The sequence below is a fragment of the Streptomyces sp. SID5464 genome, assembly GCF_009862985.1.
GTDB lineage: Bacteria > Actinomycetota > Actinomycetes > Streptomycetales > Streptomycetaceae > Streptomyces > Streptomyces chartreusis_D.
In genome coordinates, this window is sequence record NZ_WWIQ01000005.1 from 12817 (window position 1) to 35291 (window position 22475).

Annotated in this window: 22 protein-coding genes; 8 read left to right on the forward strand and 14 right to left on the reverse strand. The window is 72.4% G+C overall.

Annotated features, from left to right (window positions below; genetic code table 11):
- Complete coding sequence (locus GTY47_RS04995; protein WP_029180983.1) at positions 1-1155, reverse strand: CapA family protein; 1155 nt, start codon at positions 1153-1155, stop codon at positions 1-3.
- Positions 1156-1377: 222 nt separating this feature from the next.
- Here GTY47_RS04995 and GTY47_RS05000 point away from each other — a divergent pair, with 222 nt between their 5' ends.
- The 4 genes from GTY47_RS05000 (at position 1378) to GTY47_RS05015 (ending at position 4704) form a co-directional block, all read left to right on the forward strand.
- Positions 1378-1923 (forward strand): sigma-70 family RNA polymerase sigma factor, encoded by a 546-nt coding sequence (locus GTY47_RS05000; RefSeq protein WP_010037282.1) that lies wholly within the window; start codon positions 1378-1380, stop codon positions 1921-1923.
- A 151-nt stretch (positions 1924-2074) separates the two neighbouring features.
- Positions 2075-2587, forward strand: coding sequence for a hypothetical protein (locus tag GTY47_RS05005; RefSeq protein WP_010037283.1), 513 nt, complete (start codon positions 2075-2077; stop codon positions 2585-2587).
- A gap of 151 nt (positions 2588-2738) precedes the next feature.
- A complete protein-coding gene (locus tag GTY47_RS05010) occupies positions 2739-3392 on the forward strand; it encodes a zf-HC2 domain-containing protein (RefSeq protein ID WP_010037285.1) in 654 nt (217 codons plus the stop codon).
- A 130-nt stretch (positions 3393-3522) separates the two neighbouring features.
- On the forward strand, positions 3523-4704 hold the full coding sequence (locus tag GTY47_RS05015) for a PP2C family protein-serine/threonine phosphatase (protein ID WP_010037287.1): 1182 nt from the start codon (positions 3523-3525) through the stop codon (positions 4702-4704).
- Between the two features lie 13 nt (positions 4705-4717).
- On the opposite strand, the gene GTY47_RS05020 is transcribed toward GTY47_RS05015, so the two are convergent.
- The 3 genes from GTY47_RS05020 to GTY47_RS05030 form a co-directional block, all read right to left on the reverse strand.
- Complete coding sequence (locus tag GTY47_RS05020; RefSeq protein WP_010037288.1) at positions 4718-5581, reverse strand: DNA-formamidopyrimidine glycosylase family protein; 864 nt, start codon at positions 5579-5581, stop codon at positions 4718-4720.
- A 22-nt stretch (positions 5582-5603) separates the two neighbouring features.
- The gene (locus GTY47_RS05025; RefSeq protein ID WP_010037289.1) at positions 5604-7691 is read right to left on the reverse strand and encodes a SpoIIE family protein phosphatase; all 2088 of its coding nucleotides are present in this window, start codon (positions 7689-7691) and stop codon (positions 5604-5606) included.
- A gap of 77 nt (positions 7692-7768) precedes the next feature.
- A complete protein-coding gene (locus GTY47_RS05030; RefSeq protein WP_010037291.1) occupies positions 7769-8938 on the reverse strand; it encodes a DUF6777 domain-containing protein in 1170 nt (389 codons plus the stop codon).
- A 141-nt stretch (positions 8939-9079) separates the two neighbouring features.
- On the opposite strand from GTY47_RS05030, the gene GTY47_RS05035 reads away from it, so the two are divergent.
- The gene (locus GTY47_RS05035) at positions 9080-10501 is read left to right on the forward strand and encodes a lipase maturation factor family protein (protein WP_010037294.1); all 1422 of its coding nucleotides are present in this window, start codon (positions 9080-9082) and stop codon (positions 10499-10501) included.
- Here the strand turns inward: GTY47_RS05035 and GTY47_RS05040 are convergent.
- From GTY47_RS05040 to GTY47_RS05075, 8 genes are read right to left on the reverse strand one after another with little or no spacing between them, the layout of a single operon-like run.
- Positions 10489-11316 (reverse strand): amidohydrolase family protein, encoded by an 828-nt coding sequence (locus GTY47_RS05040; protein ID WP_010037296.1) that lies wholly within the window; start codon positions 11314-11316, stop codon positions 10489-10491. The genes GTY47_RS05035 and GTY47_RS05040 overlap by 13 nt on opposite strands.
- Positions 11313-11630, reverse strand: a complete 318-nt coding sequence (locus GTY47_RS05045) for an L-rhamnose mutarotase (RefSeq protein WP_010037299.1) — start codon at positions 11628-11630, stop codon at positions 11313-11315. Before GTY47_RS05045 ends, GTY47_RS05040 begins: the two co-directional genes overlap by 4 nt.
- Complete coding sequence (locus tag GTY47_RS05050) at positions 11627-12637, reverse strand: aldo/keto reductase (protein WP_010037301.1); 1011 nt, start codon at positions 12635-12637, stop codon at positions 11627-11629. Before GTY47_RS05050 ends, GTY47_RS05045 begins: the two co-directional genes overlap by 4 nt.
- The gene (locus GTY47_RS05055) at positions 12634-13389 is read right to left on the reverse strand and encodes an SDR family oxidoreductase (protein WP_010037302.1); all 756 of its coding nucleotides are present in this window, start codon (positions 13387-13389) and stop codon (positions 12634-12636) included. Before GTY47_RS05055 ends, GTY47_RS05050 begins: the two co-directional genes overlap by 4 nt.
- A complete protein-coding gene (locus tag GTY47_RS05060; protein WP_010037303.1) occupies positions 13386-14729 on the reverse strand; it encodes an L-fuconate dehydratase in 1344 nt (447 codons plus the stop codon). The genes GTY47_RS05055 and GTY47_RS05060 overlap by 4 nt, the downstream gene beginning before the upstream one ends.
- 35 nt (positions 14730-14764) lie before the next feature.
- Positions 14765-15793, reverse strand: coding sequence for an ABC transporter permease (locus GTY47_RS05065; RefSeq protein WP_010037305.1), 1029 nt, complete (start codon positions 15791-15793; stop codon positions 14765-14767).
- Positions 15786-17276 (reverse strand): sugar ABC transporter ATP-binding protein, encoded by a 1491-nt coding sequence (locus GTY47_RS05070; RefSeq protein WP_010037310.1) that lies wholly within the window; start codon positions 17274-17276, stop codon positions 15786-15788. Before GTY47_RS05070 ends, GTY47_RS05065 begins: the two co-directional genes overlap by 8 nt.
- Complete coding sequence (locus GTY47_RS05075) at positions 17273-18343, reverse strand: sugar ABC transporter substrate-binding protein (protein WP_029180984.1); 1071 nt, start codon at positions 18341-18343, stop codon at positions 17273-17275. The genes GTY47_RS05070 and GTY47_RS05075 overlap by 4 nt, the downstream gene beginning before the upstream one ends.
- 167 nt (positions 18344-18510) lie before the next feature.
- Here GTY47_RS05075 and GTY47_RS05080 point away from each other — a divergent pair, with 167 nt between their 5' ends.
- Positions 18511-19215 (forward strand): FadR/GntR family transcriptional regulator, encoded by a 705-nt coding sequence (locus tag GTY47_RS05080; RefSeq protein WP_010037316.1) that lies wholly within the window; start codon positions 18511-18513, stop codon positions 19213-19215.
- 27 nt (positions 19216-19242) lie between these two features.
- On the opposite strand, the gene GTY47_RS05085 is transcribed toward GTY47_RS05080, so the two are convergent.
- Positions 19243-19716, reverse strand: coding sequence for a carboxymuconolactone decarboxylase family protein (locus GTY47_RS05085; RefSeq protein WP_010037317.1), 474 nt, complete (start codon positions 19714-19716; stop codon positions 19243-19245).
- A 197-nt stretch (positions 19717-19913) separates the two neighbouring features.
- Between GTY47_RS05085 and GTY47_RS05090 the strand changes: the two genes are divergently transcribed.
- Positions 19914-21257, forward strand: coding sequence for an amidase (locus tag GTY47_RS05090; RefSeq protein WP_010037319.1), 1344 nt, complete (start codon positions 19914-19916; stop codon positions 21255-21257).
- A gap of 209 nt (positions 21258-21466) precedes the next feature.
- Positions 21467-21886, forward strand: a complete 420-nt coding sequence (locus tag GTY47_RS05095; protein WP_010037321.1) for a VOC family protein — start codon at positions 21467-21469, stop codon at positions 21884-21886.
- Here GTY47_RS05095 and GTY47_RS05100 read toward each other — a convergent pair.
- Positions 21858-22463 carry a GNAT family N-acetyltransferase gene (locus GTY47_RS05100; protein WP_010037326.1) on the reverse strand — a complete coding sequence of 202 codons (606 nt, stop codon included), beginning with the start codon at positions 22461-22463 and terminating at the stop codon, positions 21858-21860. The genes GTY47_RS05095 and GTY47_RS05100 overlap by 29 nt on opposite strands.
- Positions 22464-22475: the final 12 nt, after the last annotated feature.

Below are 22475 nucleotides of genomic sequence, written 5' to 3' on the forward strand. Positions count from 1 at the left end.
CTACTCCCCCATCACCAGGCCGTCCTCGGCCGCGCCCCGGCTGAGCACGATGTCGCGGATGCGGTCGCGGACGGCCTGCACGCCGGCGCCCTGGGCGATCGCCCGGTTGAGGTTGACGACCCGGCCGGCGTCGACGTCGAACAGCTGTGGGACGAACTCGGCCTTCGTGACCTCCCAGCGGTCGCCCGGCCGTGCGGGCGGGGCGAAGGTGAAGCGGCCGAGGGTGGACTGGTTGCCGCGCGGGTCCCGGGCGCCCTGGTGGTTGGTCATCTCGCCGGCGATCTGGTCGCCCATGCCGTAGATCACCCAGGTGCCGTTGACCTTCTCGTAGGCCTGCGGGACGTGCGCGTGGGTGCCGAGGATCAGGTCGATGTCGGGGCGGCTCCCGCTGCGCGCTGCGGTGAGGCTCCGGGCCAGGGTCAGCTGCCGCTCGTCGGGGGCGTCCTGCCACTCGGTGCCCCAGTGCAGGGAGACCACGACCACGTCGGCGCCCGCCTCGCGCGCGGCCCGGGCGTCCGCGAGGACCTTGGCCTCGTCGATGAAGTTCACGGCCCAGGGCTGCCCGTCGGGGAGCGGGATGCCGTTGGTGTCGTAGGTGTAGGCGAGGTGGGCGACGTTCGCCGGCCCCGCCCGGAGGACCGTCACGGCGCGGGCCTCCTCCTCGGTGCGTGCCGAACCGGCGTGCTGGACGCCCGCGCGGTCGAGGGCGTCGAGGGTGCGGCGGATGCCGTCGGCGCCGTCGTCGAGAGTGTGGTTGGAGGCCGTGGAGCAGCCGTCGTAGCCGGTCGTGGCGAGGGCCGGGGCGACCTCGGGCGGGGACTTGAAGGTGGGGTAGCCGGTGTACTCGCCGTTCGCCCCGTACACGGTCTCCATGTGGCACAGGGCCACGTCGGCGCGGGAGACGACGGAGCGGATCCCCGCGAGCATCGGCCGGAAGTCGTAGCCGTTGCCGCCGGCGTCGAAGCGGGCCCGGTCGATGATCGAGCTGTGCGGGACGACGTCGCCGGAAGCGACCAGTGTGAAGCCGCGTGGTGCGACCACGGACGGTGCCGGGCGTCCATGGCCGCTCGGTTCGTGGCTGCGGGCCTGACAGGCGGCGCCCGCGGCGAGGGCGACGGTCAGGGCCAGGGCCACCTGTCGACTGCGTGCGATCATCGATTCACCCCACTGTGGGCGTTGTGGTCGTATTTACGCATAAACAGGAAAGAAGGCACACGGCGCGCCACGCGGCTCCGACACGCTCATCAGCCCGTCCGGCACCCACATGGCCGGGCGCCGTGACCGTTCGTCGAACCGTTCGTCGACGCGATCGACCGTCCGCCGCACAGGCGAGTACGTGCCCTGTCCCCCGACTGCGCCCTGCGGTGGCATACGGCCATGACGGCCGGATCCACTCTCACGAACGGGACGACCGCCGAGCACGAGCTCGCCGCACTGCAGCGGGAGCACGGCCGGCCCCTCTTCGCGCTCCTGCTCCGGCTCTGCGACGGCGACCGGCAGCGCGCGGAGGACCTGGTGCAGGAGACGCTGGTGCGTGCCTGGCAGCACCCCGAGGCCCTGCGCGCCGACGACTTCGACTCCGTACGGCCCTGGCTGATGACCGTCGGGCGGCGACTCGCGATCGACGCCCGGCGAGCCCGGCAGGCGCGTCCGGCCGAGGTCGGCGATGCGGTGCTGGAGAACGCGCGGGTCATCTCCGACCACGCCGAGCGCGCCGCGGCGATGCTCGATGTCCGCCAGGCTGTGAAGACACTCACTCCGGAACACCGTGAAGTCCTGGTGCTCGTGTACTTCCAGGGGGCGAGTGTGGCGGAAGCCGCGGAGACCCTCGGGATCCCGCCCGGTACGGTGAAGTCCCGCGCGTACTACGCGCTGCGCGCCCTGCGCCGGGTGCTTCCGGGATACGCCGCCGACCTGCGCTGAAACCAATGGCCGAGTCAAACCTCCGTAAAGCGCCTTGCTGAGGACCCCGGTTGAGTAATCGGCTGTTCCCATCCGTGTTCCGGATGGGGCGGTCAGTGCCCCGGGGCCCGGTGTCGGGCGACGCGCACGTACCGGAGGAAGGCAGGAAGGGATGCTGCACAGAAGCGAAGAGGGCACGGACGGCGCCGACGGTGAACTGACCGTCCCCATGGCGTGGTTGTATGCCGAGTACATCGCCGACGAGCTGCTGCGGACCGGCGATCTGATGCCGCCGACGTCCTTCGAGTTCCGCGCGGGGCGGGATGCCCTGGCGCTGACCATCTTCCTCTCCGACACCGAGGGAGAGCTGTCCGGCATCCGGGTCGTCACGCAGTTGGAGACGTGGCTGTCACTGACGGCGTACGACCAGCCGTGGCAGGAGTGGGTGCGCGAGCGGCTGGCCGAGCTCGCCGCCGGGGCCGCTCCGTCGGGCGGGCCCGCGCCGGACCTGGACCTGGCGGAGGCGGCCTGGCGCTGGCTCCAGGAGACGGAGCTGCTCGCGCCCGACCTGAACGCGGTGCCGGGCGGTGCTCCGGTGGTCGGGGAGGACGAGGGACCGAAGGTCTGGACGCCCGCCTGGCAGCTCGGACTGCCGCTGGGACACCTCGCCATCCACCTTTTTTAGATTTCTGCGGCCCCGGACCAATCCGCGGGCCGGAGGGCTCCGAATCCTTTGGTTGCGATTGTGTCACCGGCTTGAGTGATTCCGCTGCCTGGTCCGTACCGGTGGGAGCAAGGAGTAACCCCACCCGCACCCAACGGCACGAGGATTCGGCATGAGGTCCCTGGAAAGGCATCGCGACGTCGGCGCCTACGCGCTCGGCGTGCTGGACGAGGCGGAGGCCTTCCGCTTCGAGGACCACCTCATGGAGTGCCCTCGGTGCGCCGCAGAGGTGACGGAATTCGGCCCGACCACACGGCAGTTGATGCTGTACCGGCGGGCGACGCCACGGTTGGTGCACCCGATGGCGCAGCCCGGGCCTCGCATGCTGGACCGGCTGCTGGCCGAGGTGGCGACGCGGCGCCGGGCCGGACGCAGGCGCATGCTGTTCACCCTGGCCGCGTCGGTGGTGTTCGCCGTCTCGGTACCGGGGGTCGCGATGATGGCGCAGGGCAGCGCCGAGGAGCCGGTGCGGATCGCGGCGACCGACGCGCGGTCGGGTGTCTGGGCCCAGGTCACGGTGGAGGACAAGGCCTCGGGCAGCCAGCTCGAGCTGAAGGTGAAGGACGCGGCCGGCCCCCGCCCCTGCCACCTGGTCATCGTCGGCCGTGACGGCACCGAGGAGACCGCGACCAGCTGGCACGGGCCCGGGCACGACACCCACCCCAGCACCATGATGGCCAGCTCCTCCAAGCATCCCGACGAGACCGCCCGCTACGAGGTCCGCTCGGCGTCCGGAGAGGTCCTGGTGAGACTCCAGCCGCAGTGAGGCCGGTCCGCAACGGCTCTGTCGTCCGTCCGCCCCGGTCGCCGGGCACCCCGTGCGACCCGGTGTGAGACTGCTGGACGACACACCCGGCGGGCCCCGGGTGCCCGCGGTCCCGGCGAGGGGAGACGAGGTGGCGACGGCAGAGACCGGCGACGGTCACCTGGAGGAGTTCCTCGCCGATCCTCGGACCCCGGCGCTGGACCTGACGACCGCGGCCGCCCGCTGCACCAAGGCCCTGGGCCTCCAGCACTCCGTGGTCTACCTCGCCGACATCCAGCAGCGCCGGCTCGTCCCGCTCGACGACACCACCCCGCCCCTGCTCGTCGACGACTCGCTCGCGGGCTGGACCTACCGCACCCAGTCCCTGCGCGTGCAGGAGTCCGGGTCCGGCGGCATGACGGCCTGGTTCCCCCTCGTGGACGGCGCGGAACGCCTCGGTGTCCTCGCCGTGCAGGCGCCCTCGCTGACGCCTGCCGTCCTGCGCCGCGGCAGGGCGCTCGCCACCCTGCTCGCCATGATGATCACGTCGGCCCGGGCGTACCAGGACTCCTTCGTCCGGCGCACGCGCACGAACCCGATGGCCCTGCCCGCCGAGATGCTGCGGGCCTTCCTGCCGCCCCGCACGATCGGCACCGGGCACGTCGTGTCGACGGCCGTGCTGGAGCCGGCCTACGAGATCGGCGGCGACGCCTTCGACCACTCCCTGACGGAGACGACCCTGCACGCCACGGTCCTCGACGCCATGGGACACGACCTCGCCTCCGGGCTCACCACGGCCGTGTCGCTGGCCGCGTGCCGCAACGCCCGGCGGACCGGAGCGGACCTGCCCGAGCTCGTGGAGCGCGTCGACGACGCGCTGGCGCGCTGGCTGCCCGACCAGTTCTGCACGGGCGTCCTGGCCCAGCTGGACCTGGCCTCCGGGACGCTGCGGTGGAGCAACTGCGGCCATCCCACCCCGCTGCTCATCCGCGACCAGCGGCTGCTCGTCGACGCCATGCGGCGCGAGCCGGAACCGCCGATGGGGCTGCCCTCGCTGCTCGCCGCGCGGCGACGGCAGACGCACGAGATCCCGCTGAAGCCGGGTGACCGGGTCCTGATGTACACCGACGGGGTCACCGAGGCCAGGGGGCCCGACGGCGCGGAGTTCGGGCTGGAGAAGTTCGCCGACTACATCATCCGGGCGACGGCCGCGGGCGAGCTGGCGCCCGAGACGCTGCGGCGCCTCATCCACTCCATCCTCGACTCGTCCACCAGCCGGCTGCGGGACGACGCGACCATCCTCATGTTCGAGTGGTCGCCCCCGCCCCGGTGAGGGCGGGGCCGGGTCACTTCAGCAGCCGGGACATCCTGCGGTCCGCCAGCGGTTTGCCGCCCGTCTGGCAGGTCGGGCAGTACTGGAGCGAGGAGTCGCTGAAGGACACCTCTCGGATGGTGTCGCCGCACACCGGGCAGGGCTCGCCGGTGCGGCCGTGCACGCGCAGGCCGCTCCTCTTCTCGGCCTTCAGCCTGCCGGCCGCAACGCCCCGGGAGCGTTCGACCGCCTCGGTGAGCGTGTCGCGCAGGGCCGCGTACAGCCGCCCGGTCTCCTCCTCGCTCAGGGACGCGGCCAGCTTGAAGGGCGACATCCTCGCCGCGTGCAGGATCTCGTCGCTGTAGGCGTTGCCCACGCCCGCGATCAGGCCCTGGTCGCGCAACGCGCCCTTGAGCTGCCGCCGTTCACCGGCCAGCAGCTCCGCGAGGCGCCGCTCGTCGAAGTCGTCGGCCAGCGGGTCCGGGCCGAGCCGGGCGATGCCCTGGACCTCCTGCGGGTCCGCCACGACGTACACCGCGAGCCGCTTCTGGGTGCCGGCCTCGGTCAGGTCGAAGCCGGCGCCGGTCTCCAGGGCCACGCGCAGCGCGAGGGGGCCCTTGCCGGGGCGGGGCGGGCCGTCGGGCAGGCGGTCCTTCCAGTGCAGCCAGCCGGCGCGGGCCAGGTGCGTCACGAAGTGCGGGCCGTCCGCGGTCCCGACGTCGAGGAACTTGCCGTACCGGCGTACGGTGGCGACCTCGTGGCCCTCCAGCGCGGACAGGGGCGGGTCGTACGTCTTCAGGACGCTGATCGCGACGGGCAGCACCCGCACGATCTCGTGACCGACGAGGTGCTCGGTGAGGAAGTCCTTGAGCGCCTCGACCTCGGGGAGTTCCGGCATACGTCCAGAGTGCCACGTGGGGTCATGCGCGGTCGGGCACCACGAACTCGCACCACACGGCCTTGCCGCCGCCGCGTGCCTCCACGCCCCACACGTCGGTGAGCAGCTCGACCAGCAGCAGGCCCCGTCCGGAGACGCCCGACTCGCCCGCCTCACGGCGGCGTGGCAGGGCGCTGGAGGAGTCCTCGACCTCGACGCGCAGCCTGCGCTCGGAGCCGGTGAGGGCCCGCAGGGTGACGATCGCGGAGCCCTCGGTGTGCATCAGGGCGTTGGTGATCAGTTCGTCGGCGACGAGTTCGATGTCGTCGGCGCGCTCTCGTGCTCCCCAGACGCCGACCGCGGTGCGGATCATGTGCCGGGCCTCGGCCAGGGCCGCCGGGTCGCCGGGGGCGACGTGGCGCTGGAGCCGCTGCCCGGACCGCGGGCTGTCCGGGCCTCGCCGGCGCAGCAGGAGCAGCGCCACGTCGTCGTCGCCGCCGCGTTCGGCGGCCACGTCGATGAGCCGGTCGGCGAGGTCCCGTACGTCGTCGGGGCCGGTGGCGACGAGCGCGGTGAGGGTGCGCATACCGTCGTCGAGGTCGGCGCCGGGTTGCTCCACCAGGCCGTCGGTGCACAGCAGCAGGGTCTCGCCCGGGTCCAGCTCCACGGTGCTCACCGGGTAGTCGAGGCGGCCGAACTCGGCGGACAGGCCGAGCGGCAGGCCGCCCGGGACGGTGACACGGCGGCAGGAGCCGTCGGTGTGCCGCACGAGCGGATCGATGTGACCGGCCCGGACCATCTGGAGCACGCCGGTGGACAGGTCGGCCTCCGCGTAGAGGCAGGTCGCGGAGCGGTCGGTGTCGAGTTCGTGCAGGAAGACGGAGGCGCGGGCCATCACGGTGGCCGGGGTGTGCCCCTCGGCGGCGTAGGCGCGCAGCACGATGCGCAACTGGCCCATGACCGCGGCCGCGTGCGTGTCGTGTCCCTGGACGTCGCCGATGACGGCGCCGACCCGGCCGCCGGGCAGCGGGATCAGGTCGTACCAGTCGCCGCCGATGTCCCGGCCGACGGAGCCGCCGATGGTGGCGGCGCGGTAGCGGACGGCGACGTCGGCCCCGGGCACGCTCGGGATGGTCCGGGGCAGCATGGCCTGCTGGAGACCCTGCGCCAGGTCCATCTCCTGCTCGTAGAACATGGCCCGCTGGAGGCTCTGCGCGATGCTGCTGCCGAGGGCGACGAGGATGTTGCGCTCCTCGGGGGTGAAGCCGCGCCGGTCGCTGTAGAGCAGGCCCATCGCGCCGATCGGCTGTGCCTGGACGATGAGCGGCAGATAGGCGGCCGACGTGATGTTCAGGTCGGTGATGTGCGGCCAGAGGATCGGGTAGCGCTCGGCGAACTCCTCCGGCGACTCGATGAAGCAGGGGCCGAGGGTGCGTACGGCCTCGCTCATCGGGTAGGGCTCGTCGATCCGGGTGATGCGGGTGCCGGGCACGAAGCTGTCCGAGGGTCCCTCGGCGACCAGGCGGATGCGGCCGGCCTCGACCAGGCCCATGACCAGGCTGGTGGCGCCCAGGTGGGTGAGGCCGTGGGTGTCCTTGAGGGCGTCGATGACGTCCTGGACGGTGCGGGCGTGGGCGAGGGCGGCCGTGGTGAGTTCGACGACGCTGGTCTGCTGCCGGCGGGCCTCGTCCTGGGCGGCCTGGTCGCTGCGGGCCTCGCTCTCGGCGAGTTCCTGGGTGGCGTCCCGGACGATGCCGATGATGCGGCGGGGCCGTCCGGTTTCGTCGCGCCGGATGTAGCCCTGGGTGTGGGTCCAGCGCAGGGAGCCGTCGCGGCGGCGGATGCGGAAGTAGGCGCCGTAGTTCTCGCTGCCGTCCTTCAGTGCCTGGGAGACCGCGGTGTCCAGGCGCCGGGCCTCGCCGGGCGGGACGCGCTTGGAGAGCGTTCGGGGATGGTAATCGTACTCCTCGGGGCGCACGTCGAAGATGTCGTGGGCCTGGGCGTCCATCTGCATCAGGCCGGTGTCCAGATCCCAGTCGAAGCTGCCCATCCGGTTGAGCGCGAGGATCCGGTCCGGGTGGGCGGGCCAGTCGTCCGGGAGGGACAGGGCGCTCGCTCCCCGATCAGCCATGGGCCCACCTTGCCAGGATTCGTCCGATTCTTCGACCGGATGTGCTGAGTTTACGGGCCGCTCCGCCGAACCGGCCCTCAGTTACCGAAGACGTCCGTGGGGCTGCCGAGGATGCTGTCGGCGGCCCGGTCGTCGGGAATCAGCCCGGCTCCGTCGGGCGGATCGGGGCCGTCCGGCACGGCGTCGGGGCCGACCTCGTCGACGTCGGGGCCGCCGAAGTCTTCGGGGGACGCTTCGTCGGGCAGCGGGCCGGCGCCGTCGGCCGGTGGTGGGTCCATGGCGGTGACCGGAGGGCTCACGTCACTCGGGGAGCTCGTGTCCCAAGAGGACGCGCTGTCCAGGCGCGGGGAGACACCGGACTCGGGCGACGTGCCGCCGGGCTCGCGCGGGACGAGGGGCTCGCGCGGGACGGCGGCCGGTGGCTCGGACGGCGCCGGCGTCGGCGCCGGGGGGTTGGTCGCCCAGACCGGTGGAGGCAGGGCCCGGTCGTGGCGTACGTCGTGGCCGGTGCGCCGTTCGATCCACCTGCGGGTGGCGGCGTCGACGATCGTGAAGGTGGTGATCACCTGCGGGGCCGGGGTCACGACGACGACCCGGCCGGGCCGGTAGCCGGGCCAGGGGGTGCCCTCGGTGTGCGGCGTGCCGCTCGGCGTCACCGGCGGGCGGAGCGGGTTGCCGCAGGCGCACCGGACGCGCGGCACGCCCCGGTCGTCGACCAGCACGGCGGTGCCCGCCTGGAGGACGGCCTGACGGCCGACGGCCCGGCCGGCGCGGAAGCCGTGGTCGGTGACGCGGGTGTCGGCGCGCAGCACCACCGGGGTGAGTCCGCGCAGGTGGTCCGGGACGGACGCCGGGGAGACGCCCGCGACCCGGGCGAAGGCGCGCGTCCTCGCCGGTTCGCGGGTGAGGTGGCCGATCTGCCGGGCGACGTCGCAGCTGCCGGTCCGCTCGGTCCCGCCGTACAGGCCGGGTGTTCCGCCGGAGAGCGAGCGCAGGCCGCTCAGGCCGGCGGAGACCCGGGCGGCGCCGCCCGGGCTGACCGTCGCAGGCGTTCGTGGTGTGGGGGACGGGGTAACCGTCGTGGTGGCCGTGGAGTCCGTGAAGGGGTTCGGCCCCTGGGCCGCGGCCGGCTGGAGGAAGAGGGCCCCGTCCGCTCCTGCGGCGTCGCCATCGCCGCCGCAGCCCGAGAGGAGGAGCGCCGCAAAGAGCGCGCAGGCCGTGACGAAGGTCCCGGTAGGTGTCCGCACCTCGCCCTCCAGATCACTTCGTCACATATGCGGCAACGCGTCACTATTGTTTGCTTCGCTCACTCGGGTTACGCAACCGGAGCGGTGGTACGCAGAGCGTGACACCCGGGTCCGGCGCCGCACTGGGAGGAACGGACGGCCGTGGACTGGTTCACCGCATCCGACTACTGGCTGAGCCGGCTGGTCTTCCAGCGGGCGCTGGCCGCCGTCTACCTCGTCGGCTTCCTGACGGCCGCGCTGCAGTTCCGCGCGCTGATCGGGCAGCGCGGCATGCTGCCGGTGCCGCGGTTCGTCGAGCGGGTGCCGTTCAAGCGGGCGCCGAGCCTGTTCCAGTTGCACTACTCGGACCCTTTCTTCGCTGTCTGCGCGTGGGCGGGCTGCGCGGTGTCGGCTGCGCTGCTGGCCGGGCTCGACTCACTGCTGCCCCTGTGGGGCGGCATGCTGCTGTGGCTGGTGCCCTGGGCGCTGTACCTGTCGATCGTCAACGTCGGGCAGACCTGGTACTCGTTCGGCTGGGAGTCACTGCTGCTGGAGGTCGGCTTCCTGGCGGTGTTCCTCGGCAACGACGAGGTGGCGCCGCCCTTGGTCGTGCTGTTCCTGCTGCGGTGGATCCTGTTCCGCGTGGAGTTCGGCGCGGGGCTGATCAAGATGCGCGGCGACGAGTGCTGGCGGAAGCTGACGTGCCTGGACCACCATCACGAGACGCAGCCGATGCCGGGCCCGCTGAGCTGGTTCTTCCACCATCTGCCCAAGCCCCTGCACCGGGTCGAGGTGGCCGCGAACCACTTCACGCAACTCGTGGTGCCCTTCCTGCTGTTCACCCCGCAGCCGGTCGCGACGGCCGCCGCCGCGCTGATGATCGTCACCCAGCTGTGGCTGGTGCTGTCGGGCAACTTCTCCTGGCTGAACTGGATCACGATCGTGCTGGCCCTGTCGGCGGTGGAGTTCCCGGGCGATCCGCCGTCGGTGCCCGACGCGCCGCTCTGGTACGAGGTCGTGGTCCTCGCGGTCGCCGCGCTGCTGGTGGGGCTCAGCTACCACCCGGTCCGCAACATGATCTCCCGGCGCCAGATCATGAACCGCTCCTTCGACCCGCTCCATCTGGTCAACACCTACGGGGCGTTCGGCAGCGTCGGCCGGGTCCGCTACGAGGTGGTCGTCGAGGGCACGGCCGACGACGTACCGCGCGAGGACTCGGACTGGCGGGAGTACGAGTTCAAGGGCAAGCCCGGTGATCCCCGGCGCTGGCCGCGCCAGTTCGCGCCGTACCATCTGCGGCTCGACTGGATGATGTGGTTCGCGGCCCTCTCCCCCGCGTACGCCGGCTCGTGGTTCGGCGCCCTGGTGGAGCGGTTGCTGGAGAACGACCGCGACACCCTGAAGCTGCTGCGCCGTTCCCCGTTCCCGCCGGACGGGCCCCCGCGGTACGTGCGCGCCCGCCTGTTCCGTTACCGCTACACGACCTGGCGCGAGCTGCGGGAGACGGGCGCGTGCTGGGAGCGGACGTACGTACGGGAGTACCTGCCGCCGACGCGGCTGGCGGCGACCGCTCAGAGGTCGTAGACGCGGGTGGCGGTCGCCTCGAAGATCTGCGCGTGGTCCCGCGGGTCGGTCAGCCGGCGTGTGGCGTCCAGGATGTCGCCATAGGTCGCCGCGAGGGTGCACACCGGCCAGTCCGAGCCGAACATCAGGCGGTCAGGGCCGAAGGCCTCCAGCACGACGTCGGCGTACGGGCGCAGGTCGTCGATCGTCCAGGACGCGAGGTCGGCTTCGGTGACCATGCCGGAGAGCTTGCAGACGGTGTGGGGCAGCGCGGCGAGGGCGCGGAGGCCGGACGCCCAGGGTTCGAGGGCGCCGGAGGCGATGGGCGGCTTGCCCAAGTGGTCCAGGACGAAGGTGAGCCGAGGAAGGGATGCGGCCGCCTTGGCGCAGGCCGGGAGCTGGTGGGGCAGCACGACCAGGTCGTACACCAGCCCGGCGTCGGCCACGGCGGCCAGGCCCCGGCGTACGTCCGGACGCAGCAGCCACTTGGGATCCGGCTCCCCCTGGACCTGGTGCCGGATGCCCTTGAGGTACCGCCCGCCGGGCAGTTCGCGCAGCCGGGCCAGCTCGTCGGCCACGTCGGGGCGGGTGAGGTCGGTCCAGCCGACGACCCCGGCGATCAGCTCGTGACCCTCGGCCAGGGCCAGGAACTCCGGTGTCTCCTCGGGCACGGTGACGGTCTGGACGAGGACGGTGCGGTCGACGCCCGCCGCGCGGGCCTCGGCCGCCAGATCCTGCACCGTGAAATCACGCCGGATCGGGCTGCCTTCCGCGATCCAGTCCTGGTCCCGCACGGACAGGTCCCAGACGTGGTGGTGGGCGTCGACCACTGTCATGCCGGCAGCTCCCAGACCACGGGCAGGCCGGCGTCCGCGCCCTCGCCGGAGTAGTCGTGCACCACCTCCAGCAGTTCGGCCATCCGCGCCTGCCAGGCGACGTTGACCGGCAGTTTCTCCAGCTCGGCGAGGAGACGGGCGTAGTCCTCGCACTCCAGGACGTGGAACAGGTCGGTGCCGCTGCGCCAGATCGTCCAGGAGGTGGCGCCGGCGGCGCGGATGGCGTCGGTGAGCTCCTCGGGCACCTCTCGGTGGGCGGCTTCGTAGGCGGCGATCCGGTCGGCGCGGACCTTGGTGTGCAGGGCGACTCTCATGACGGCTCCTTGGCCGGCGCCTCGGGCGACTCCTCGGCGGGGACGGGGGCGTCCGCGGGCAGCAGGCCCTTGGCGCGCAGGTCCTGCCAGAACCCGGCGGGCACGCGGGCGGCGAACTGGTGGGCGCAGTCGCGGACTTCGTGCGCCGAGCGGGCTCCGACGAGGACGCTCGCGACGGCCGGGTGGGCGGCGCAGAAGGCCAGGGCGGCGGCGCGCAGCGTGGTGCCGTGGCGGTGGGCGACGGACTTCAGGCGCAGCGCCCGCTGGACCAGGTCGGAGGGTGCGACGGTGTAGTTGTACTTCGCGCCCGGCTGCGGGTTCGCCAGCAGGCCGGAGTTGAAGGCGCCGCCGATGACGACGGACGTTCCGCGTTCGTGGGCGGCGGGCAGCAGGCCGGTGAGGGCGCTCTGGTCCAGCAGGGTGTAGCGGCCGGCGCACAGCACCACGTCGACGTCGGTGTCGCGGACGAAGCGGGTGAGCATCTCCGCCTGGTTCATCCCGGCGCCGATCGCCCCGACCACGCCTTCCGAGCGGAGCTTCTCCAGCGCCGGGTAACCCTCGCGGAAGGCCCACTCGGCGTGCTCGTCCGGGTCGTGGAGGTAGACGACGTCGACCCGGTCGAGGCCCAGGCGTTCCAGGCTGGACTCCAGGGTGCGGCGGATGCCGTCGGCGCTGAAGTCCCAGACGCGCCGGTGGGCGGCGGGCACGGCGAAGCCGTTGGCCAGGTCGTCGCCGGTGCCGTCCGCGGGCTCCAGGCGGCGGCCCACCTTGGTGGAGATCGTGTACTGCTCGCGGGGGTGGTCGCGCAGGGCGGCGCCGAGGCGGCGCTCGGACAGGCCGAGGCCGTAGTGCGGGGCGGTGTCGAAGTAGCGGATGCCCCGCTGCCAGGCGGCCTCCACGGCCTCGTGGGCCTGTGCCTCGCCGACCTCGGTGTACAGGTTGCCGATCGCGGCCGCGCCGAAGGACAGGGCGCTGACCTCGACGCCGCTGCCGCCGAGCCGGTTCACCGGGTCACCGGGCGCAGCCGCAGGCCCTGCATGCCGCCGTCGACGGCGAGCGAGGTGCCCGTGGTGGCGCCGGACAGGGGGCTCGCCAGGTAGGCGATGGCGCCCGCGACCTCGTCGGCGCCGACCAGGCGGCCGGTGGGCTGGCGGGCCTGCAGAGCGGCGCGTTCGGCGGCCGGGTCGGGCGCGGCGTCGAGGAGGCGGCCGACCCATGGCGTGTCGACCGTGCCCGGGTTGACGCAGTTGACGCGGATGCCCTCGCGCACGTGGTCGGCGGCCATGGCGAGGGTCAGCGCGTACACGGCGCCCTTGGTGGCGCTGTACAGGGCGCGTTGCGGCAGGCCCGCGGTGGCCGCGATGGAGCAGGTGTTGACGATCGACGCGTGCGCGGAGGCGCGCAGGTGGGGCAGGCAGGCGCGGGTGGTGCGGACCATGCCGACGACGTTGACGTCGTAGACGCGGTGCCAGTCGTCGTCGGAGTTGTCCTCGACGGTGCCCTGGGCGCCGGTGCCCGCGTTGTTGACCAGGACGTCCAGCCCGCCGAGGTCGGCGACCGCCGCCGCGACGGCCTCGCGCACGGACGCGTCGTCGGTGACGTCCGCGCGGTAGGCCAGCAGCGGCTTGTCGACCGGTGACGGGTCCAGGTCGAGGACGGCGACCTGGGCGCCGCGCTCGGCCAGGAGTTCCGCGGTCGCCCGGCCGATGCCGGAGGCGCCGCCCGTCACCAGGGCCCTGATGCCCTCGAAGTCGCTCATGCAGCCCGACCCTTCTTCTGCTTGTCGAGGTCGGCGGCCCAGAACTCGCCGCCCGGGTAGGTGTACCGCGCCAGCGACTCGGGCCGCATGGCGGCCGAGAAGCCCGGCGCGGTGGGTGCCGTGTAATGACCTTCGCTGATGACGACCGGGTCGAGGAAGTGGGCGTGCAGATGGTCGACGTATTCGATGACGCGGTCCTCGGTGGTTCCGGCCACGGCCACGTAGTCGAACATCGACAGGTGCTGGACGAGTTCGCACAGGCCCACGCCGCCCGCGTGCGGGCAGACCGGGACGCCGAACTTGGCCGCGAGCAGCAGGATCGCGAGGTTCTCGGGGACGCCGCCCACGCGGGCCGCGTCGATCTGGACGACGTCCAGCGCGCCGGCCTGGAGGAGCTGCTTGAAGACGATCCGGTTGTGCACGTGCTCGCCGGTGGCGACCTTCACGGGGGCGACGGCACGGCGGATCGCCGCGTGGCCGAGGATGTCGTCGGGGCTGGTGGGTTCCTCGATCCAGTAGGGGTCGAACTCGGCGAGGGCCTTGGTCCAGCGGATCGCCTCCTCGACGTCCCAGCGCTGGTTGGCGTCGACGGCCATGCGGACGTCCGGGCCGATGACGGACCGGGCGACGCGGCAGCGGCGGATGTCGTCGTCGAGGTCGGCGCCGACCTTGAGCTTGATCTGCCGGAAGCCGTCGGCGACGGCCCGGGCCGCGAGCCGGGTGAGCTTGTCGTCGTCGTAGCCGAGCCAGCCGGGTGAGGTGGTGTAGGCGGGGTAGCCGCGCTCCAGCAGCCGGGCCGTGCGCTGCTCGGCGCCCTGTCTGCCGTGGCGCAGCAGGGTCAGGGCCTCCTCGGGGGTGAGGGCGTCGGTGAGGTAGCGGAAGTCGACCTGGCGGACCAGCCATTCGGGTTCGGCCTCGGCGAGCAGCCGCCACAGCGGCAGGCCGGCGCGCTTGCCGGCCAGGTCCCACACCGCGTTGACGACCGCGCCGATCGCCATGTGCATCACGCCCTTCTCGGGTCCGAGCCAGCGCAGCTGGCTGTCGCCGATCAGGTCGCGGTTCAGGGTGGACGGGTCGGCGCACAGGTCGTCGACGGAGCGGTCGATCAGGTGTCCGCGCAGCGCGTCGATCGCTGCGACCTGCACCTCGTTGCCCCGCCCGATGGTGAAGGCGAATCCGTGCCCCTCGTGCCCGTCGGCCGCGTCCGTGCGCAGGACAACGTAGGCCGCCGAGTAGTCGGGGTCCGGGTTCATCGCGTCGGAGCCGTCGAGCTCGCGCGAGGTGGGGAAGCGGATGTCGTGCGTGTCGACCGCGATGATGCGGGCGGGCGTCGGGGACACGGAGGGCCTTTCGATTCGGTTGCGGAGGCGGCGGGTCAGTCCTGGGCGCGGCCCGTGGTGACCCGGGCGATCATGAGGGCGACCAGGATGATCCCGCCGTAGATGGCCTGGATCCAGAACGACGGCACCTGGGCCAGGGTGAGCAGGTTCTGCACGACGCCCAGCAGGAGTACGCCGGTCAGGGCGCCGAACATGGTGCCTTTGCCGCCGTCGAGGGCGATGCCGCCGATCACCGCGGCCGCGAACACGGTGAAGATCATGTTCTGGCCCTGGTTGGCGCTGATCGCGCCGACGTACCCGGTCTGCATGATGCCGCCGACGGCGGCGAGGACGCCCGCGACGACGAACACGCCGAGCATGACGCGCTCCACGCGGATGCCCGCCGCCCGGGCCGCGTCCGCGTTGCCGCCGATGGCGTACAGGGCGCGGCCGACGCGGTGGTACTTCAGGACCAGCCCGGCGACGGCGAAGGCGACCGCGGCGAGCCACACGGACAGCGGCACGGTGAGGAAGGTGGTGGTCGCCAGCGAGTAGAAGCTGTCGGGCATGCCGAACAGCGTCTTGCCCTTGGTCGCGCCGACCAGCAGGCCGCGCAGCACGATCAGCATCGCGAGCGTCACGATGAACGCGTTGAGCTTGAACTTCACGACGAGGAGGCCGTTGAAGGCGCCGACGGCCGCACCCGCGACCAGGATCGCCAGTAGCGCGAGTGCCGCCGGGAGTTCGGTGCCCCAGCCGGACTGGGCGGCGGGCAGGACGAGCAGGGCGCCCACGGCGGGTGCGATGCCGACGACCGATTCCAGGGACAGGTCGAACTTGCCGGTGATGAGCACGAGGGACTCGGCGAGCACGACCATCGCGAGGGCGGCGGAGGCGCCGAGGATCGAGACGATGTTCCGCTCGGTGAGGAACGAGTCGTTGACCACCGCGCCGAGCACGAGGAGCAGCAACAGCGCGGGGACGAGGGCGAGTTCGCGGGCGCGGCGGAGCAGGACGGCCTTGGCGGCGCGCGGGTCGGTGGCTCGCGCGGGCGCGAGCGGCGGGGCCGCCTTGGTCTCAGCCATGGTCCACTCCTTCGATGGAGGCGATGAGCTCGTGGTCGCGCCAGCCCACCGGGTGCTCGGCGACGACACGGCCGTGGAAGAGGACGAGGACCCGGTCGCAGCGCCTGAGGTCGTCGAGTTCGTCGGAGACGACGAGCACGGCGGTGCCGTCCTCGCGGGCGCTGTCCACCCGGGCGAGCAGGGACTCCTTGGACTTCACGTCGACGCCCGCGGTCGGGTTGACGAGGACGAGGAGCCGTGGGTCGGAGGCGAGGGCCCGGGCCATGACGACCTTCTGCGCGTTGCCGCCGGACAGGTCCGAGACGGGCTGGTCGGGGCCCTCTGCGTGGATGTCGAGGCGTTCGATCAGCGCGGTGGCGACACCGCGCTTGCGGTCGGTGCCGACGAAGCCGAACCGGCCGAGCCGGTCCAGGACGCCGAGGGTGGCGTTGTCGCCGATGGACATGCCGAAGACCAGGCCCTCGTCGTGCCGGTCGCGGGGGACGAAGCCGACGCCGGCCTGCAGCGCGGCCTGGACGTCGCCGAACGGCAGCGGGGCGCCGTCGATACGGGCCGTCCCGCCGGTGGGGGTGTGCAGTCCGGTGAACGACTCGGCGAGCTCGATCTTGCCGCTGGCGCTCGATCCGGCGAGTCCGACGACTTCGCCGCGGCGCACGGTGAGGTCCACGTCTTCGTACGCGGGCGAGGTGAGGCCGTGGACGTCGAGGAGGACGGGCCCGGGAGCCGCGACGGTGCTCAGCCGCTCGGCCTGTTCGGCGATCGTCTCCCCCGCCATGGCCTCCACCAGGGCCTGGCGGGGCAGGTCGGCGACCGGGGCCGTGGTGATCCAGCGGGCGTCGCGCAGGACCGTGACGGTCTGGCAGACCTCGTACACCTCCTGGAGGTGGTGCGAGATGAACAGGAAGGTGACGCCCGAGTCCTGGAGGGCGCGCATGCGCGTGAACAGCCGCTCGATCTCGCGGTTGTCGAGCTGGGCGGTGGGTTCGTCGAGGATGATGAAGCGGGCGCCGAAGCTGAGGGCCCGTGCGATCTCCACCATCTGCCGGTCCTCGACCTTGAGGTCGGCGGTGCGGGCGCCGGGGTCGACGCGCACGTCCCAGGTGTCGAGGAGCCGGGCCGCCTCGGTCCTCAGCCGGCGCCAGCTGATGAACCCGCGCCGACCCGGCTGCCGGTTGATGAACAGGTTCTCGGCGACGGTCAGTTCCGGGACGACCGTTGGGTGCTGGTAGACGCAGGCGACCTTGCGGCGCCAGGCGTCGCGGTCGGCGAGCGGCGGCGCCAGGTCGCCGTCGAAGCGGACGGTGCCCTCGTCGGGGGCCTCCAGGCCGGTGAGGATCCTGACGAGGGTCGACTTGCCGGCGCCGTTGCGTCCGACGAGGGCGTGGGACTCCCCCGGCAGAACGGTGAGGTGCCCGTCGGCGAGGGCGGTGGTGGGGCCGTACCGCTTGACGACGCCCCGTGCTTCAGCCAGTGGGGTGCTCATTTGACCGTGTTGCCCCAGAGCTTGGGGTCGTCGACGTTGTCCTTCGTCACCAGGGGCGCGGGCAACTGGTCCTCCAGGATCCCGCTCGGCAGCTTCACGATGGTCGAGTCGTGGTCGGTCGGGCCGGGCTCGAACGTCTTCCCCTCCATCGCCGCCTTGATGTAGTACATGCCGTACTTGGCGTAGGCGTCGGCGGGCTGGGAGACGGTCGCGTCGATCTCGCCCTTGCGGATCGCGTCGAACTCCTGCGGGATGCCGTCGTTGGAGACGATGGCGATGTGGCCCGGCTGCCCGGCCTTCTTCAGCATCCCCTTGGACTTGAGGGTCTGCAGGGTGGGTGCGAGGTAGACGCCGCCCGCCTGCATGTAGATGCCCTTGAGGTCGGGGTTGGCGTTGAGGAGGGTGTCGAGTTTCGAGGCGGCCGTGTCGGACTCCCACTTGGCGGGGATCTCCAGGACCTTCAGCTTCGGGAAGTTCTTCTTCACGCAGGCGCGGAACGCCTCGGAGCGGTCGCGGCCGTTGACCGAGGCCAGGTCGCCCATGATCTGCACGACCTTGCCGGAGATGATGTGCTCGCCGAGGTACTGGCAGGCCTTCTCGCCGTACGCCACGTTGTTCGCCCGGACCACCATCGCGACCTTGCCCTTGTCGGGCGCCACGTCCACGGCGACGACCGGCACGCCCTTGCGCTCGGCCTGGTCGAGGCCCGCCTCGATGGCGGCGCTGTCCAGCGGGGCGACGACCAGGCCCTTGACGCCCTGGTTGAGCTGGTTGTTGATGTCGGTGATCTGCTGCGAGGGGTCGCTGTTGGAGTTGACGGTCTTCATCGCGTCCACGCCCTCGGCCTTCGCCATCCTGGGCACGTAGTCGTTGTACGACTGCCAGAACGGCGAGGTCAGCAGGGGCAGGACGACCCCGACCTTGCCGGTGCCGTCGCCGCCGGCACCGGAGGCGCCGGTGTCCTTGGTACTGCCGCACGCGGCGAGCACGAGGGCGGCGCCGGCGGCCAGGGCCACCGTGCCGACGATCCGGGACCTGTTGCGCTTGCGCACTGTGCTTCCGGGCATCCGAGGGCCCTCCCATCGACCGGTGTTCCAGCGAATGCCCGCATACTTATCAGACCACTCCCCCGCCGGAACACCCTGCTACGCCACTTTTTTCGCGCTTCCGGCGCATAGTGGTCCGACCACATCGCTGGTTAGACTGCGCCGCAGCCGGTGATCGGAGGAATGGCGTGGACGACGAGACAGCCCCGCAGAAGGGCACCGTGACGCAGCGCGCCATCGAGCGGATCAAGGCGATGATCGGCGAGGGCCGGCTGGAACCGGGCCAGCGGCTGCCGACCGAACGTGACCTGGCCGCGCAGCTCGGCATCTCCCGCAGCTCGATGCGGGAGGCGATCCGCGCGCTCACGGTGCTGGGCGTGCTGGAGGCCCGGCACGGGTCGGGCATCTACGTCACGCAACTGGAGGCCGGCGACCTGCTGGAGACCTTCGGCGTCGTGGCGGACCTGTCGCGCGGCCCGCGTCTGGTGGAGCTGCTGGAGATCCGGCGGATCCTGGAGTCGACGGCGACGGCACTGGCCGCCGCCCGGATCACCGCGGACCAGCTGGCCGAGGTCGAGAAGCACCTGGCGGCGATGAACGCCACGGACGATCCGGAGGAGATCCTCGCCCACGACCTGGCCTTCCACCGCGAGATCGCGGTGGCCGCGGGCAACGAGACCATGGCCGCGATCCTGGAGGGCCTGTCGTCGCGGACGTTCCGCGCCCGTGTCTGGCGCGGCTACCAGGAGGAGGGCGCCTTCGCCCGCACCCGCCGCGAACACGCCGCGATCCACCGCGCCCTGGCCGCCCACGACCCGGAGGCGGCCCGCGCGGCGGCGGCCGCGCACGTGGGCGAGGTGGAGGAGTGGCTGCGCGCACAGCTCGGGCCCTAGGAACGGCCAGGGCCCGATGTGCCGCCGCTACTTGAACTGGCCGGGCTGGTAGTCCCCCGCCGGCTGCTGGAGGACGACGTTCAGCCGGTTCGCCGTGTTCATGAAGGCGATCAGGGTCACCAGGGCGACGAGCTGCTCCTCGTCGTAGTGCTTGGCGGCCCGCTCCCACACCTCGTCGGGCACCCCGCCGGCGCCGTCCGCGATACGGGTCGCCTGCTCGGCCAGCTCCAGAGCGGCACGTTCGGCCTCGGTGTAGACCGTGGCCTCCCGCCACGCGGCCACCAGGTTGATGCGTACGGAGGTCTCACCCGCCGCCGCGGCCTCCTTGGTGTGCATGTCGATGCAGACGGCACAGCCGTTGATCTGGCTCACCCGGAGCGAGACGAGCTCCCGGGTGGCGGCCGGCAGCGGTGACTCCACGACCAGCCGTCCCAGGGACATGAACTGCTTGATGACCTTGCCGGCGCTCGGGATGGCGAAGACGTCCAGACGCGCGCTCATGGTGGGCTCCTCTGTCGTTGTCGATGCTTACGCCCCTATGAGTCGACGGCCCGGCCCGATGTGACATCGAGAAATGTGACGTGCGTCTCCCGCCGCCCCGGCGCCCCCCTTCCCGGTCTCGACGTGCGCCCCCGGCCGGTGCACAGTTCTCTCTACGTACTCGCCAGTAAGCCCGTTCCGCACGCCGAGGAGCCTCTGTGACCACCTGGGCCGGCCGCACCGCCGCCGAGATATCCGCCGCCGTACGCGAGAAGCGGGTCACCCCCCGCGAGGTGGCCGCCGAGCACCTCGCGCGGATCGAGCGGCTCGACGGCCGTGTCGGGGCGTTCCGCACCGTGCGCGCCGAGGCGGCGCTCGCCGAGGCCGACGAGGTGGCCGCACGCGGCGACTTCGCCGGGCTGCCCCTGGCCGGGGTGCCCGTGGCCGTCAAGGACAATCTCGCCGTGCGCGGCGAGTCCACCCGCGTCGGCTCGGCCGCGACACCGGACACCCCGGCCGCTGAGGACCATGTGACGGTGGCCCGGCTGCGGGCGGCGGGCGCGGTGGTCGTGGGGCTGACGAACGTGCCCGAGCTGTGTGTGTTCGGCACGACGGACGGCGTGCTGGGCACCGCCCGCAACCCCTGGGACCCGACGCGCTCGGCGGGCGGTTCGTCGGGCGGCAGCGCCGCCGCGGTCGCCGCCGGGATGGTGCCGATCGCCCTCGGCAACGACGGCATGGGTTCCCTGCGCATACCGGCCGCCAACTGCGGCCTCGTCACCATCAAGCCGGGACGCGGAGTGGTCCCGACGGGTCCCGGGGGCAGCGACTGGTTCGGCATGTCGGAGAACGGGCCGCTCGCCACGACCGTCGAGGACGCCCGCCTGATGCTCTCGGTGCTCGCGGGTGACGGGCCCGCCCTCCGCGCCGAGCCCGGCCCCCTCAGGGTCGCCGTGTCGCTGCGCAGTCCGCTGGCCGGCGTCACCGTCAGCCGGCCGTACACGGCGGCCACCCGGGAGGCGGCCGGGGTGCTGATGAGGGCGGGCCACCAGGTCCGGCGCGCCGACCCGCCCTACCCGATGTCGCTCGCCATGACCTCACTGGTCCACTGGACGGCCGGCACCGCCGCGGACGCCCGGCACCTCGACGCGCAGCTGCTGACCCGGCGCACCCGGGTGCACGCGAGACTCGGCCGGCCCTTCCTGGACAGGGCACGCTCCGGGGCCGCAAGGGAGCAGCTGCGCCGGCGGCTGGAGCCGTTCTTCGCCGAGTACGACGTGCTGCTCACCCCCGCGCTCGCCCGCCGCTCCCCGAAGGCCGGGCCCTGGCACGAGCGGGGCTGGCTGAGCAACGTCCTGGCGAACACGAACTACTCGCCCCTGACGCCCCCGTGGAACCTGACCGGCTGGCCCGCGATGTCGGTCCCCTGCGGAACTCTCCCCTCCGGCGCGCCCTGTGCCGTACAGCTGGTGGGACGCCCCGGCACGGAGTACCAACTGCTGGAAGTGGCCGAGCAGTTGCAGGAACGTAATCCGTGGCGGCGTACGGCACCGATGAACTAGAGTCGGCCGGGTGACTGCCGGGTCGGCCGTAGGCCATGCACGAGTGAGGCGCCCGGCCTCGGTGTGAGCGCGGCGGGGGCGTCCCCGCGCGGGCCCCGCCGAGAGCCGGAGAGGGCACGAGCCCCGCCTCCCGTCTCCGTGTTTCCTCATCCCCTCGCGCCACTGCGGCGCTTCACCAAGGCCCCGAGATCCGGAGACGTTTCACATCCATGTCCCACGCACCGCACGCACCCGAACCGCCGGCCACCGTCGCCCAGCTCGACCACACCGCCGTCTTCGCCTCGGACCGCCGCCTGTCGGCGGAGTTCCTGGCGGTGGTCCTGGGCCTGACGGTGGGCGCGCCCTTCGGGCCGTTCCTCCCCGTCGACCTGGGCAACGGCGTGACGCTCGACTACTACGAGAAGACCGACGAGCCGATCCAGCCGCAGCACTACGCGTTCCTCGTGCCCGAGGAGCAGTTCGACACCATGATCACCCGGCTGGAGGCGCTGGGGGTCACGTACTACGCCGACCCGAGCCACACCGAGCCGGGCCGGGTCAACGACCTCTTCGGCGGCCGGGGCGCGTACTTCGCCGACCCGGACGGCCACAACATGGAGATCATGACGCGGCCGTACGTCCGTCCCTGACGTCCGCCCTGGCGACCTTCCTGCCGACCACCCAGTGGTGCTTGCCGAGGCGCCGGTTCCGCTCGAAGCCGTGGCTCTCGAACAGCGCCACCGTGCCGGTGTAGAGGAACGAGGCGGAGACCGACCGGCCCTCGGCGTCCTCGGGATAGCCCTCCACGGTTCCGCCGCCGAGGCGTGCGATCTCCTGGAGGGCTCCGTCGAGTGCGGCGGCGGCCACGCCCCGGCGGCGGTGGGCGCGGTCGACGAAGAAGCAGGTGATCCGCCAGTCCGGAAGGGCGTCGAGGTCCTTCTCGTAGGCACGCCGGTGTTTGATGCGGGGCAGTTCGGGCGCCGACCCGAACTGGCACCAGCCGACGCAGGCCTGGCCGTGGTAGACGAGGGCGGCGTGCGCGCCGCCCTCGCGGACCCGGCTCTCCTTCCGGGCGCGGTTCTCCTCGGGGTTCTTGGTGCGGCTCAGCCCCTCGGGGTGGAAGGCCATGCACCAGCAGCCGCCCCACACGCCGTTGTGCCGCTCGACCAGACCGGCGAAGTCCGGCCAGCTGCCCGCGTCCAGGGGCCTCACCCGAAAGCCGGCCATGGAACCCTCCGA

What these genes read in the sequence shown, in the direction of transcription:
- GTY47_RS05065 (WP_010037305.1), bottom strand. Translation starts at nt 15,793, where the DNA reads ATGGCTGAGACCAAGGCGGCCCCGCCGCTCGCGCCCGCGCGAGCCACC.
- GTY47_RS05085 (WP_010037317.1), bottom strand. Translation starts at nt 19,716, where the DNA reads ATGAGCGCGCGTCTGGACGTCTTCGCCATCCCGAGCGCCGGCAAGGTC.
- GTY47_RS05040 (WP_010037296.1), bottom strand. Translation starts at nt 11,316, where the DNA reads ATGACAGTGGTCGACGCCCACCACCACGTCTGGGACCTGTCCGTGCGG.
- GTY47_RS05095 (WP_010037321.1), top strand. Translation starts at nt 21,467, where the DNA reads ATGTCCCACGCACCGCACGCACCCGAACCGCCGGCCACCGTCGCCCAG.
- GTY47_RS05020 (WP_010037288.1), bottom strand. Translation starts at nt 5,581, where the DNA reads ATGCCGGAACTCCCCGAGGTCGAGGCGCTCAAGGACTTCCTCACCGAG.
- GTY47_RS05005 (WP_010037283.1), top strand. Translation starts at nt 2,075, where the DNA reads ATGCTGCACAGAAGCGAAGAGGGCACGGACGGCGCCGACGGTGAACTG.
- GTY47_RS05070 (WP_010037310.1), bottom strand. Translation starts at nt 17,276, where the DNA reads ATGAGCACCCCACTGGCTGAAGCACGGGGCGTCGTCAAGCGGTACGGC.
- GTY47_RS05045 (WP_010037299.1), bottom strand. Translation starts at nt 11,630, where the DNA reads ATGAGAGTCGCCCTGCACACCAAGGTCCGCGCCGACCGGATCGCCGCC.
- GTY47_RS05055 (WP_010037302.1), bottom strand. Translation starts at nt 13,389, where the DNA reads ATGAGCGACTTCGAGGGCATCAGGGCCCTGGTGACGGGCGGCGCCTCC.
- GTY47_RS05000 (WP_010037282.1), top strand. Translation starts at nt 1,378, where the DNA reads ATGACGGCCGGATCCACTCTCACGAACGGGACGACCGCCGAGCACGAG.
- GTY47_RS04995 (WP_029180983.1), bottom strand. Translation starts at nt 1,155, where the DNA reads ATGATCGCACGCAGTCGACAGGTGGCCCTGGCCCTGACCGTCGCCCTC.
- GTY47_RS05025 (WP_010037289.1), bottom strand. Translation starts at nt 7,691, where the DNA reads ATGGCTGATCGGGGAGCGAGCGCCCTGTCCCTCCCGGACGACTGGCCC.
- GTY47_RS05010 (WP_010037285.1), top strand. Translation starts at nt 2,739, where the DNA reads ATGAGGTCCCTGGAAAGGCATCGCGACGTCGGCGCCTACGCGCTCGGC.
- GTY47_RS05100 (WP_010037326.1), bottom strand. Translation starts at nt 22,463, where the DNA reads ATGGCCGGCTTTCGGGTGAGGCCCCTGGACGCGGGCAGCTGGCCGGAC.
- GTY47_RS05075 (WP_029180984.1), bottom strand. Translation starts at nt 18,343, where the DNA reads ATGCCCGGAAGCACAGTGCGCAAGCGCAACAGGTCCCGGATCGTCGGC.